6 protein-coding genes are annotated in these 14249 nt (G+C 37.7%); 1 reads left to right on the top strand and 5 read right to left on the bottom strand.

Annotated elements, in window-relative coordinates; translation table 11 throughout:
• Positions 1 to 1580: hypothetical protein (locus tag BKH41_RS04960; protein WP_180762738.1), on the bottom strand; the 1580-nt coding region annotated here is incomplete at its 3' end.
• Positions 1581 to 2316: 736 nt separating this feature from the next.
• Between BKH41_RS04960 and BKH41_RS10105 the strand changes: the two genes are divergently transcribed.
• Positions 2317 to 2439 carry a hypothetical protein gene (locus BKH41_RS10105; RefSeq protein WP_257875408.1) on the top strand — a complete coding sequence of 41 codons (123 nt, stop codon included), beginning with the start codon at positions 2317 to 2319 and terminating at the stop codon, positions 2437 to 2439.
• Here BKH41_RS10105 and fusA read toward each other — a convergent pair.
• The 4 genes from fusA to BKH41_RS04940 form a co-directional block, all read right to left on the bottom strand.
• On the bottom strand, positions 2436 to 4514 hold the full coding sequence (gene fusA / locus BKH41_RS04955; RefSeq protein ID WP_095297569.1) for an elongation factor G: 2079 nt from the start codon (positions 4512 to 4514) through the stop codon (positions 2436 to 2438). The two genes, BKH41_RS10105 and fusA, sit on opposite strands and share 4 nt — an antisense overlap.
• Positions 4515 to 4592: 78 nt before the next feature.
• Positions 4593 to 5060 carry a 30S ribosomal protein S7 gene (gene rpsG, locus BKH41_RS04950; protein WP_095297567.1) on the bottom strand — a complete coding sequence of 156 codons (468 nt, stop codon included), beginning with the start codon at positions 5058 to 5060 and terminating at the stop codon, positions 4593 to 4595.
• A gap of 12 nt (positions 5061 to 5072) precedes the next feature.
• On the bottom strand, positions 5073 to 5462 hold the full coding sequence (gene rpsL, locus BKH41_RS04945) for a 30S ribosomal protein S12 (RefSeq protein ID WP_095297565.1): 390 nt from the start codon (positions 5460 to 5462) through the stop codon (positions 5073 to 5075).
• Between the two features lie 89 nt (positions 5463 to 5551).
• A complete protein-coding gene (locus BKH41_RS04940; RefSeq protein ID WP_095297563.1) occupies positions 5552 to 14209 on the bottom strand; it encodes a DNA-directed RNA polymerase subunit beta/beta' in 8658 nt (2885 codons plus the stop codon).
• Positions 14210 to 14249 lie beyond the last annotated feature (40 nt).

The following is a 14249-nucleotide window of genomic DNA, read 5'->3' as shown; positions in this document are numbered from 1 at the left end:
CCTGTGATGGTTCCTCTAAAATTAGTGATATCACCAATCGTGATTTTTTTATCCTCAGAAGAAACTTCTCCTGTTTTATCAGTAGGAGCAGTATCAGAAGCAGTGGCAAAGGTTAGAGTGGAATTAGCATTTGAATTTTGGATATCACCTACACTTGAATCACTAAAAGAGGCAGTAAGTAAAGCATCTCCTGAAATATTACCCAAAGAGGAATGATCAGAAGCTGTGATGCTCAATTTGGTTATAACACCGTTGCGACCTGCTTGAGTCGATATATTACCTAAAGAAGAATGATTAGAGGCTTTGATTTCTCCAGTACCTCCGAAAAGGGTAATCGAACCTGTTATACTCCCTTTATCAAAAGTCAAATTATTCTTTGTGCTATTCTGATCATAAGTAGTAGCATCATTAGTTTTATAGTCTCCTTGCCAAACAGCACCGTTTTTAAAGGTCAGATTCATCGTGCCATACGGATTAGTCACATCTCCTTTGAGGGCATAACCATCTGTGGTGTTGTTCCCATCAAATGTTGCGTTAGTATATGTTCCGTTGTGGTCTTTCCCAATAAAGTTATTTTCTATATTTCCCTCTAATGATGAGTTAGTAAAAGTGATGATTGTATGTGTATCTGAATCAATCGGAGCTTGCAAGGTATTTACATTCCCTATCATCTTGGCATTATCGGATTTGAGATTCAAGATTCCGAGTTGATTATTAGCATTCCCTTTTAGCAAAGAACCTGATTCAAGAGTAACATTTTGAGTCGGGTTTTTATTAAAATTTGCTTTAACGTTATTGATATTACCATTCAAAACAGATTTATTCTTAAGCGTGATGTTAAGCGTAGGAATATCTGTTTGAGAGTATTGGTCATAACTCAAGTTTGTATTTGCATAAGCTATTGCACCATTATCAAAGGTGATATTAAGACCACCAGAAACAGCTCTGATGGTTGCATTTTGCTCGCCATCTGCACCTTTGAGGGCATAGCCTTTGGTTGTAGAATTGCCATCAAAAACGATACTTAAAACATTAGAGTGAGCTCCTCCTAACTTCAAATCGACAGCTGAACTAAGCGCAGTGATATCACCCTCCAAAGCCGAATCCTTAAAGGTAATCAAAGAAGTTTTTGATTGGGATCCAGAATTGTGACTTGCTGTGATGTTGCCTTTCATATTCGCATCATTTTTGAAAGTGATTTGATTATCTTGTGCTTGAATATTGATATTCCCAACCCAAGCATAGCCCTTTAAACTAGCATCACTATTTCCTTGATAGCTTCCATCAAAAGTAAATGTTGATGTCTTGGATGTACCATAAGCGCCATTAGGCTGGTATCCATTGATAAAATTTCCCTGATATACCGAATTTGTGAAATTAAAAGTCATTGTAGAGCCGTTTTGAAATCTCAAATCAAAGGAACTAGACACAATAGCATTTAGGGCAGTGATAGTAGAAGAACGAGCAGCGTTAGTCCAACCACCGGCTTTTATCATTTGCTTTAACACCACTTTATCGGGAGTAGTGTCTGTAGTGTCTTGCAGACTCAATTGGGCAATAGAGGGTTGAGTATTGGTCACAGTAACACAATGATCCGTGCTACAATGACCATCTTTTATTGTATCGGCATAGACAAAAGAGGTTAAAAAGGGGGCAATAACTAAGGAAACAGGAAGGAGTCTTTTAGAAAATCCTGCTTTTAGAGAGGAAGATTTGCCCCCCCCCCCCGACAATATTTTGAAGTTTTGAAATAAACTTGATTTCGCTTTGATTCATAAACAATCCTTTTTTAAATTTTATCAAGAAGAACTGATAATCATTAAACTATCAATTATTATTGAGAACCCTGCCATTAAATCATAAAATAATTTAAATTTCAATTAAATATTTTGAAGCAATATGAGTAAATATAAAATCAGATTGATAGTATTGGCTATTTTTTGGATTAATTTATCTGAAATAATTTTATTAGATAATTTATTTTTTTATAAATAAATTATATCTACTTATCCGTACGGATAAGCTTTCTATGGTTTCAAAATCATCTTAAAAATTGATTAAAATGATTCTTATGTGATGGTTTATTGAGATTTATTTATATTGTTCAAATATTTTGATTTTTTAGTAAAAAATCGATTGTGATGTGTGGGGTTAATTTTGTTTTTTCAAGGTGATATAAAATTTAAAATATTTTCAAAATAAAATAATAGGGATGATGCAAGGCATTGCATTTTTTTAGATTTGGATAAGGCAATCAACAACACTAGCAAATATCATATATTTTAAAATTTATCCCTTAAGAGATAGAAGAAAAAAATGAGAGAAAAAGAAAAAATAAAAAAAGGGGGAGGGGTAGCCAATCAAATTTTAAGACAAAATAAACGACTCAAAAATCAAATCCAAAATTCGGGAAAATTTCCCGATAAGAAATCTGATTAGCCTTTTCGCTTCTCAACAATTTCTTTGGCAATATTGGCAGGGACTTCGCCATAATGGTCAAACTCCATCGAATAAGTTCCTCTTCCTTGTGTGGCAGAACGCAAATCAGTCGAATAGCCAAACATTTCTGCAAGAGGAACGAATGCATTCACAATCTTAAGCCCCATTCGATCATCCATTGAATTGATTTGCCCTCTCCTACGATTCAAATCCCCGATGACATCACCCATATATTCTTCAGGCACTTCAACTTCAACTTTCATCAATGGTTCAAGCAAAACAGGATTAGCGGCTCGACAGGCATCTTTAAATGCCATTGAACCTGCAATTTTAAAAGCCATCTCTGAAGAATCCACATCGTGATAACTTCCATCATAAAGTGTCACTTGAAAATCCACAACGGGATAGCCTGCTAAAACACCGCTTTGCATTGCTTCACGAATACCTTTATCCACCGCAGGGATATATTCTTTAGGGATAACTCCGCCTGAAATTTGATTCACAAATTCATAGCCGCTACCAGGTTCCTTAGGTTCTAATTTGATAAATACGTGTCCATATTGACCCCTACCACCAGACTGCTTGGCATACTTACATTCCTTATTGACAGAACTTTTAATGGTCTCTCTGAAAGCAACTTGAGGTTGTCCAATTTCAGCTTCAACCTTGAACTCTCGCTTCAAACGATCTACAATAATCTCCAAATGTAACTCGCCCATACCTCCAATAAGTGTTTGCCCAGTTTCTTCTTGAGTGCTTACTCTAAAGCTAGGATCTTCTTCGGCTAGCTTACCTAAAGCAACACCCATTTTTTCTTGATCTGCTTTTGTTTTTGGCTCTACAGCAATATGGATAACAGGCTCTGGGAATTCCATTCTTTCAAGAATAACAGGGTTTTTTTCATCACAAAGCGTATCGCCTGTAAGCGTATCTTTCAAACCAACAAAAGCACAAATCTCACCGGCATAGACTTCTTTAATGTCTTCACGCTTATTAGAGTGCATTTTTAACAAGCGCCCTACTCGCTCTTTTTTTCCTTTTGTAGAATTCAACACATAGCTACCTGATTCAAGCATACCCCGATAAACCCGCACAAATGTAAGCTGGCCAACAAATGGATCGGTCATAATTTTAAAGGCAAGCCCTGCGAATTCCCCGTTATCAGTCGATTGAATATGAACTTCTTCTTCAGTTTTAGAATCAATCCCTTTAATATCTACAACTTCAGTCGGTGCTGGTAAAAAATCTACAACGGCATCCAATAAAGTCTGAACTCCTTTGTTTTTGAAAGATGACCCGCAAAGCATTGGGATTAAACTCATATTATGGCAACCGATTTTAATGCCTTTTTTGATTTCTTCAACACTCAACTCTTCCCCGCTCAAATATTTTTCCATCAAGGTTTCATCTTGTTCAGCAGCAGCTTCAATGAGCTTTTCTCTGTATTCTTTAGCTTTATCTGCCAAATCTGCAGGGATTTCCTCAACATCATATTGCGCACCCATAGCCTCATTATTCCAAACAATCGCTTTCATTTCGATCAAATCAATCACGCCTTTAAAGGTATCTTCTGCACCTATGGGTATATTGATAGGGATTGGATTAGCCTTAAGTCTTTGGTTGATTTGAGATTCGACATTATAAAAATTTGCTCCGATTCTGTCCATTTTATTGACAAACACCATTCTTGGAACGCCATACTTATTTGCCTGTCTCCAAACTGTTTCGCTTTGAGGTTGCACGCCTCCAACGGAACAAAATACAGCGACTGCCCCATCCAAAACCCGCATTGATCTTTCCACTTCAATGGTAAAATCCACGTGTCCAGGAGTGTCGATAAGATTGATTTGATGATCTTTCCAAAAACAAGTGGTTGCCGCAGAAGTGATTGTAATCCCTCTTTCTTTTTCTTGTTCCATCCAGTCCATCGTCGCAGCGCCATCGTGAACCTCGCCTATTTTATGGCTCACGCCGGTATAAAAAAGGATTCTTTCTGAAGTCGTTGTTTTTCCAGCATCAATATGAGCGGCGATTCCAATATTTCTAATTCTGTCTAATGGTGTTTTTCGTGCCATTTGTTTCCTTATGTCAAAAGTTTTATTTTATCAGTTTTGTTGAGAGATATAAAGAAGAGAGCGGAAGCCTCGCTCAAATTACCATCGATAATGAGCAAAAGCTTTATTCGCTTCAGCCATCTTATGCACATCTTCCTTTTTCTTAAATGCGCTTCCCTTATCGCTTGCTGCATCCATCAATTCATTTGCCAAGCGATCAATCATTGTTCTTTCATTTCTTTTTCTTGTCGCTTCAAGTATCCAACGAATTGAAAGAGATTGCTGTCTTACAGGTCTGACTTCTACAGGAACCTGATAAGTCGCCCCACCTACTCTTCTACTTCTGACTTCTACTAAAGGTCTAACCTTATCAAGTGCTTTTTCAAAGATTTCTATCCCTTTTTCACCGCTTTTTTCCTCTATCTTGCCAAAGGCGGCATAAATGATTTTTTCAGCAATGCTTTTTTTGCCATCATACATCATTTTATTGATAAATTTGGTCACGACTTTATTGTTATAAATAGGATCGCCTAAAATTTCTCTTGCGGGAGCCTTTCTTCTTCTCATTGATATCCTTCCTTATTTTTTATCGGAGCCGGCTTTGGCTTTTTTGGCTCCATATTTACTTCTGGAAACCGTTCTTTTTGCAACGCCTGCAGTATCTAAAGCACCTCTGACAATATGATACTTCACACCAGGTAAGTCTTTTACTCTTCCGCCTCTGACCAACACGATAGAGTGTTCTTGAAGATTGTGACCTTCACCTGGAATATAGCTGATAACTTCTACTTTGCTTGTAAGACGCACTTTTGCGACTTTTCTTAAAGCGGAGTTAGGTTTCTTTGGAGTTGTCGTATATACACGCGTACATACGCCTCTTCTTTGGGGACATTCCAACAAAGCAGGAGACTTTGTTTTTCTGATAACCTTCTTTCTCTCTTTTCTAACTAATTGATTGATGGTTGGCACTACTTAATTCCTTTTTTCTAAAATTTAAAATTAAAATATTCTAATTTTACACCAAAAAATCTTTTATTTATCTTAGAGATGAGCAAGAATTAATCCTGCGCATCTGTTTTAACGATAAATCTTTTATTTTTATAAAGCCCTGTTCCAACAGGAATCATTCTTCCTAATACGACATTTTCTTTCAAATCCTCCAAAAAGTCTTTTTTCGCAGCAATGCTTGCTTCTGTCAAGACTTTTGTGGTTTCTTGGAAAGAGGCTGCAGAAATGATACTATCGCTACCGATGGCCGCCCTTGTGATTCCCAATAAAATAGGCTCGGCAATAGCAGGCTCACCACCCAATCGAATGATTTTTTCATTTTCTTCTTTGAAATGCCTTTTGCTCACAAGATCGCCTTCAATGAACTTGGTATTTCCACTATCAACGATTTTTACCTGACGCAACATTTGAGAAACGATAATTTCTATGTGTTTATCAGCAATGCTTACACCTTGTCTTCGATAAACCTGCTGGACTTCACTCACGATATATTTGTGCAATTCTTTTTCACCACTGATTCTTAAAATATCGTGGCTTGAAGTCACCCCTTCTGTCATCGCTTCTCCAGCGTGGACAAATTCATCGGTATGAACCAAAATCTGCTTGTTTTTATCGACAAGATATTCTGCACTCCTGCCGTCATCAGAAGTAACAATAATTCTCTCTTTATTCCTGACAGGTTTGCCAAAGCTTACAATTCCATCAATTTCAGAGAGTATAGCAACATCTTTTGGTTTTCTGGCTTCAAAAAGCTCAGAAACCCTTGGAAGACCTCCTGTAATATCTCTTGATTTAACAGTTGCTTTAGGGGTTTTTGCCAAAATGTCGGCAACTTCCACTTTAGAGCCCTCAAGCACGGAAATAGAAGTCTTAGGCTCAAGAGTGTAACGCAAGGTTTCTCCCGCTCCTGTATCAATCAGGATACTTGGCTTATAACCCGCAGGAATATATTCATTCACAACTAGATTGGTAATGCCTGTATTTTCATCTTCTTTCTCCGCTACCGTCACGCCAGGAATCACATCTTCAAACTTCACAATACCTGCCTTATCTGAAATGATTGGATTGTTATAAGGATCCCAAATTGCAATCACATTTTTAATATCAGAATCAGGTTCAGCAAGCATTGTATCAGCATCAACCTTACTATCATCGCTAATCAAAATCTTTGAATTTCTCGCCAAATAATGCCTAATCGCCTCTCTGTCATTTTCATCGGCTACCACAGCAAAAATTCCTTTTTCTTTGATAATATCTCCGGCCTTGACATTCTTAGATCTTTGTAAATGGTCAGCTTCCAAAACATAATATTTAACCACGCCTTTTTCTTTGGCATAGATTTTTTGGGCAATCGGGGCATTATCATCAACGATTATTTCACTCGCATAAGGGATACGATTGGGAATATTCCAGCCATCTTTGATGATATCAACAATACTTCCGCCTGCTTTTACACGATGACCCGTGCCATAAGGCAAGTAGATTTTACCCTCGATTTTACCGCTAACTCCTGCCAATTCGTTAGGTTTTGCCACATCGCCTTTTCTAAGCACAAATTTAGCTTCCTGCTTAGCATTGCTGACGCTTACAATCGTCTCATCGTGTGCGCTATCAATTTTAAGCACACCATCAAACGGCGCTTTTATTTTAGGCTCTACAACCAATACTGCTGCATTTCTTCTGTTTGCAACAATATTTTTTCCTTCTTTGTTTTTGTAAGTCTTTAGATTATAATATCTGATAAACCCTTCTTTTTCCGCCAAAATCTCGCGTTCCTCTTGGCTTCTAGAAGCCGTACCCCCGACGTGAAAAGTTCTCAATGTAAGCTGGGTTCCAGGCTCGCCAATGGATTGAGCGGCAACAACTCCCACTGCTTCTCCAGGTTTAGACATTTTGCCCTCACCCAAATTCAATCCATAGCATTTGGCACAAACACCCTTTTGTGCCTTACAAGTAACTGGAGTTCTGATGATTACAGATTTTACTCCAGCTTCTGTGATTTTTTTGGCTTTTTCTTCACTGATTAAAGTACCTGCACTCAAAAGAATCTCATTAGTAATTGGATCAATAATATCTTCAGCCAACACTCGCCCAAAAATTCTTTCTTCTAAAGGTTCAATCAATTCGCTACCAACAGTGATATCTGTAATTTCAATACCTTCGTGCGTTCCACAATCCTCCATCACAACCTTGACATTTTGGGACACATCAATGAGCTTTCTTGTCAAATAACCAGCATTTGCCGTTTTAAGCGCAGTATCAGCCAACCCTTTTCTTGCTCCGTGCGTGGAGTTAAAATACTCCAATACATTCAGACCTTCTTTGAAGTTTGAAATAATCGGGGTTTCAATGATTGTACCATCAGGCTTTGCCATCAAACCTCTCATTGCAGATAGCTGTCTGATTTGTGCAGCCGAACCTCTTGCGCCCGAATCTGCCATCATATAAATTGAGTTAAAACCTCCCTTATCTGCCTCTACCAACGCCATCATTTCTTTGCCCATTTTATTATTGGTATCTGTCCAAATGTCAATGATCTTGTTATATCTTTCTTGCTCTGTCAATAATCCCTGATCGTATTGTGCTTGGATTTTCTTCACTTCATTTTTAGCAGCATTGACCACCTTTGGCTTATCATTAGGGACAATGATATCTGCAGCTGAAATTGAAATACCCGCTTTTGTGGCGTATTTAAAGCCCAATCCCTTAAGATTATCCAAGAAAGCAGCCGTAATTCCAATGCCTCCTTCTTTATAGACATAATCAATCAGTGCGCCAATATCTTTTTTCTTCATCACTTTGTTCCATAAATTGATGGGAACAAAATCGGGCAAAATAGACTTCAAAATCAATCTACCTGCTGTAGTATGAAGCACCCTACGTCCAATAACAGTTCGAATTTTTGCATTGATATCTAATTCTTGTGCATCAATAGCAATCATAATTTCATCGATATTTCCAAATAATTTATGCTCACCCCTGACACCTGATTTTTCCAAAGATAAGTAGTACAAGCCCAAAACCATATCCTGACTTGGAACCGCAACTGCTTTGCCGCTTGCAGGGAGCAATATATTCATTGAGCTAAGCATCAACACCTTGCACTCTGTGATCGCTTCTTGGGACAAAGGAACGTGAACAGCCATCTGATCGCCATCAAAGTCAGCATTAAACGCTGAACAAACAAGCGGATGGAGTTGGATTGCCTTACCATCAATCAGTTTTGGGTGGAATGCCTGTATAGATTGCTTATGGAGAGTCGGCGCACGATTGAGCAATACAGGATAGCCTGCTACAATTGCTTGCAAACATTCCCAAACTTCATTTGTTTTTTGCTCAATCATTTTTTTAGCCTGCTTGAGTGTCGTTGCATACCCTTTTTCTTCAAGTTTTGCCAATAAATGCGGTTTGAAAAGCTCTAAAGCCATATTTTTAGGCAACCCGCATTCATCCATTCGCAAATTTGGTCCCACGACAATAACACTTCTTCCGGAGAAATCCACACGTTTGCCAAGTAGATTTTGTCTGAATCTGCCTTGTTTTCCTTTGATAATCTCTGAAAGGGATTTTAAAGGACGTTTGTTTGCTCCTTTTACCGCATTTGCATTCCTGCCGTTATCAAAGAGTGCATCTACTGCCTCTTGCAACATTCTTTTTTCATTTCTGACAATAATTTCAGGGGCGTCAAGCTCCATTAGCCTTTTTAAGCGTTGGTTCCTATTGATAACCCTACGATACAAATCATTCACATCGCTTACAGCAAACTTTCCACCATCAAGAGCAACCAAAGGTCTTAAATCAGGGGGCAATACAGGCAATACGGTGAGCATCATCCATTCAGGGCGATTCCCAGAATTTAAAAAGCTCTCTACGACCTTCAAGCGTTTGATGATTGTTTTTTTCTTCGCTTCAGAATTAGTGCTTTTGACTTCCTCTCTGAGATTTTGGAGTAAAATGGTCAAATCAAGTTGTTCTAAAAGTTCTTTTACAGCTTCTCCACCCATTTGAGCAACAAAGCCTTTATCTTCAAACCTTTGATGGATATTTTGATACTGCTCTTCATTTAAAACATCGTATTTCATTACGGGTTTTGTGGATTCATTATCATAAAAAGCCTCTCCGGGTTCTTTGACAATATAGGCTTCATAATAAAGCACGCGTTCCAAATCTTTCATTTTTACACCAAGAAGCGTACCGATTCGGCTTGGCAAAGAGCTAACATACCAAATATGTGCAACTGGTGTTACAAGCTCAATATGCCCCATTCTAGAGCGTCTAACTTTTGAGCTTGTGACTTCAACTCCGCATTTTTCGCAAATAATGCCTTTATAACGCGGTTTTTTATATTTTCCACATAAACATTCATAATCTCTCACAGGACCAAAAATCTTAGTACAAAATAAGCCATCTCTTTCGGGCTTAAGTGTTCTATAGTTGATTGTTTCAGGTTTTTTAACCTCTCCATAACTCCAAGAGTGAATTTTTTCAGGACTTGCCAAAACTAATTGAAAAGAATTAAAATCTTTTGGGCGATCCTCTTCTTTGATTACGATTGGCTTAGGATTCCCTTCTTCATCAGTTTCATCGCCAAAAATATTGACATCTAAAGCCAAAGATTGTAATTCTTTTGTTAAAACATAAAAAGTTTCAGGGATTTCTGATTCTCCGACGTGCTCACCTCTTGTGATTGCACGATAGGCATTTTCCCTACCTTTAATATCATCAGATTTAACCGTAAGCATTTCTTTAAGAGTATGGGCTGCCCCATAAGCTTCAAGCGCCCAAACTTCCATTTCCCCAAATCTCTGTCCTCCAAAAAGTGCCTTACCACCAACAGGCTGTTGGGTAACAAGAGAATAAGGTCCGGTACTTCTAGCATGGACTTTTTCATCGACAAGATGGTGAAGTTTAAGCATATACATATAGCCTACATTCACTCTTTCTCTCATTTTTTCGCCAGTTTTGCCATCATAAAGATCGGTTTTGCCATCCATAGAGATTTTTGCCATTTCAAAAAGCTTATTGAATTTGTCTTGAGAAATGCCTTCAAATACAGGAATAGCAAATTTAACGCCATTGCTCCAATCTCTAGCATAACCCAACAATTCATCATCACTGCATTGCTTGAGAACTTCAATGATTTCGGGTTCATTTTGATTGACTGCTTCGGCAATTTCAAGCATTTTTGCCCTTAGGCTCTTAAGAAAAGATCCGGTTTGTTTCTCAAGTAATTCAGAAATTTGCCTACCAAATTCTTTGCCCACAAGACCTAAATGCACTTCTAAGATTTGTCCGATATTCATACGACTTGGAACACCCAAAGGATTTAAAACAATATCAACAGGTTCTCCATCAGCAGTATAAGGCATATCCACATCTGGGACTATATTGGATACGATACCCTTATTCCCGTGTCTTCCTGCCATTTTGTCACCGACTTTGAGCTTCCTTTTTGTAGCGATATAAATTTTAACCTGTTTAACAACCCCGCTGGGCAAAATATCATCTTTTTCCAAAATCGAAAGCTTTTCTTCGTGTTCTTCTCCAAGAGTCTTTTTTTGCTCTAAAAAATTTGTCTTGATCTGTTCATATTTACCTTGAACGGCTTTTGAATAACTTTTTATGAGTGTATTTAAGGCAAAACGATTGATATTGGCAATCTCATCTTTTGGAATCATTTCACCTTTTTTATACTTCTTGTCACTAATTACAGCATCTGCATTGAGCTTTTCCTTTGAAAGCATCAGACCAATTCGCAACATTTCTTCTTTATTAAGCATTGTCAATCGATCGTGGTGTTCAATGTCCAAAATAGACTTTTCTTCTTCATAAGCACTGATAGCCCTAGAATCTTTTTCATAGCCTTTTTTAGTGAAAATCTTCACGCCAACAACCGTTCCTTCCAAAGAAGGTGGGCAATAAAGCGACTTATTCACAACGTGACCGGCTTTTTCTCCAAAAATAGCCCTTAAAAGACGTTCTTCAGGAGTAGGCTTCACTTCACCCTTAGGAGAAACTTTGCCTACAAGAATCATCCCCCCACTGACATAAGTTCCGATTTTAACAATCCCGCTATCATCTAAGTGGGCGATTTCTTCTTCTCTGACATTGGGAATATCTGAAGTAATTTCTTCAACCCCGTGCTTCAATTCTCTAGCTTCAATTTCTTTTTCATAAATATGAATAGATGTGAAAGCATCTTCTCGGATAACCTTTTCACTCACAACAATTGCATCTTCAAAGTTATATCCATTCCAAGGCATAAATGCAACACGGATATTCTTGCCAAGAGCAAGTTCCCCATTATCCATACTCGGACCATCTGCAATGATCTGATCTTTTTGAATGGTGTCGCCGACTTTTATAATGGGTTTTTGGGTAAAACTTGTGTTTTGATTGGTTCGGAGATTTTTTTGCAACGAATAGGTATCTATATAAGCACCATTCTCATCTTCGCCCAAAATATAAACATTTTTTGCATCCACTTTTTCAACAATGCCAGGTCTAAGGGCCTTAATAGCCTCCCACGAATCCCTAGCAATAATTTTTTCTATACCTGTGCCTACAATTGGAGCATCTGGTCTGAGTAATGGAACGGCTTGACGTTGCATATTCGATCCCATCAAAGCACGGTTGGCATCATCGTGTTCCAAGAAAGGAATTAAAGACGCAGCAACCCCAACAAGCATTCTAGGGCTAAGATCAATAAGAGTGACTTTATTTTTTTCACTCAACATAATCTCTCCGCCAACCCTTGTTTCGATCAAATCTTCAACAATGGCTCCTTTATCGTTGAGCTTTGTGCTCGCAGGTGCAATGATATGACCATCTTCTTGAGTAGCGGTTAGATAAACAATTTCATCGGTTACTTTTCCATTGATAACCTTTTTATAAGGGGCTTCAATAAAACCAAGATCATTGACTCTAGTGAAAGTGGATAATGTATTGATAAGACCAATATTTTGACCTTCTGGAGTCTCTATCGGGCAAATTCTTCCATAATGCGTAGGATGCACATCTCTTGCCTCAAATCCAACTCTTTCTTTTACCAAACCGCCCTCACCAAGAGCAGAAAGCCTTCTTTTATGTGTGACTTCTGAAAGAGGATTTGTTTGATCCATAAATTGCGAAAGTTGCCCACCTGTAAAGAATTCCATAATCGTGCTTGTGATCATTTTGGAATTGATGAGATCGTGGGGCATAATCGTATCAAAAGAACTACTCATAGTCGTAAGTTTGTCTCTAATGGCTTTTTGCATTTTTACAAGCCCAGTGTGAAGTTCATTTGCCAAAAGTTCCCCAATAGCCCTTATCCTTCGATTGCCCAAATGATCCCTATCATCAATTCTTCCTTGACCATTTTTGACTTTTACCAAATATTTTACGGTCTCTATTACATCTTCATGGGTTAAAACGGTTACATAATCAGGAACATTCAACCCAAGCTTATGATTCATCTTCATTCTGCCCACTCGGGTTAAATCGTATCTCTCAGGTTCAAAAAATAATTGTTTTACAAATTGCTTAGCAACTTCTTTTGTAACAGGCTCTCCAGGTCTCATAACCTTATAGATTCTAATGGCTGCTAAATCGTTTTCATCATCAATCTTTTCAGTTTGCTTCAAAAGTCTCAAAGATTCAGCATCGGCTATAAAAGAATGGATAATGGAAGCATCATATCCCAATGCCAAATCATTGGCAATCACAAAATCTTTGACTTTGATTTCTAAAAGTTTTTTCAATTTGCTTTCATCAATTTGAGTGAGCGTATCAAAAATAATTTCTCCAGTCTTTGCATCAACGATCGGTTCAGCCAAATGGCGATTCAATAAGACATCAGTAGGATATTCTACCCATTTGAGTCCTTTTTCTTGAAGTTCCTTAGCTTTCTTAGCACTCAATCTTTTTCCAGCTGGAACAACTACCTCTCCATCAGAATTTTTCAGATCAAATTCAATCCTGCCATCAAAATCACTCGGATTGAAAGGTATCAAATACTTTCCTTTTTCAAACCGAATCCTCAATAAAGGATAAAACATTTTAACAATATCTTGTTTGCTATAGCCCATTGCTCTAAATAATATTGTAACGGGAACTTTTCTACGCTTATTGATTCTCACAAATAAAGTATCTTTTGCATCGTATTCAAAATACAGCCACGAACCCCTATCAGGAATAATTTGTCCTGTATAGATTAGCTTATTGAAAGAGGTTATCGATTCTTCTTCTTTAAAAATAACTCCAGGACTGCGGTGCAATTGATTGACAACAACACGTTCAACACCATTGATGATAAAAGAAGTTCGATCAGTCATTAAAGGGATTTCTCGAATAAAAATACTTTGCTCTTTAATATCTTTTATCCCTACTTTCTCGCCTTTTTCATCTTTATCCCACAAAACAAGTCTGATTTTTATTTTCAGCGGAATGGCGTAAGTAATACCTCTCTCCATTGCCTCGCGAATGGTATATTTAGGTTTGCCAAATTCACATCCTGCATATTCTAAAGTAATCCTATTTTGAGCATCTTGAATTGGAAAAATAGACTTAAAAACTTTTTCTATTCCACTTTCTTTATCCCCTCTTGGAGACAAAAAAGAATCATAACTATCTCTCTGCAATAACAACAAATTTGGAACTTCCAAACTTTGAGGTAACTTTGTAAAATCTATTCGTAATCTATTTTTTGTTTTAATTTTCGTTGGCATATTTTTAAACCTTCGTTCAGTGGAATTTAGAAGAGTCAAA

The organism is Helicobacter sp. 12S02232-10 (assembly GCF_002272895.1).
Classification (GTDB): domain Bacteria; phylum Campylobacterota; class Campylobacteria; order Campylobacterales; family Helicobacteraceae; genus Helicobacter_J.
Note: the sequence above shows the minus strand (reverse complement) of the source record. Positions and strands in the feature narration are given on the sequence as shown.

Excerpts from the sequence above, each read along its gene's own strand:
- BKH41_RS10105 (WP_257875408.1), top strand. The coding sequence starts at position 2,317 with ATGAGAGAAAAAGAAAAAATAAAAAAAGGGGGAGGGGTAGCCAATCAA.
- fusA (WP_095297569.1), bottom strand. The coding sequence starts at position 4,514 with ATGGCACGAAAAACACCATTAGACAGAATTAGAAATATTGGAATCGCC.
- rpsG (WP_095297567.1), bottom strand. The coding sequence starts at position 5,060 with ATGAGAAGAAGAAAGGCTCCCGCAAGAGAAATTTTAGGCGATCCTATT.
- BKH41_RS04940 (WP_095297563.1), bottom strand. The coding sequence starts at position 14,209 with ATGCCAACGAAAATTAAAACAAAAAATAGATTACGAATAGATTTTACA.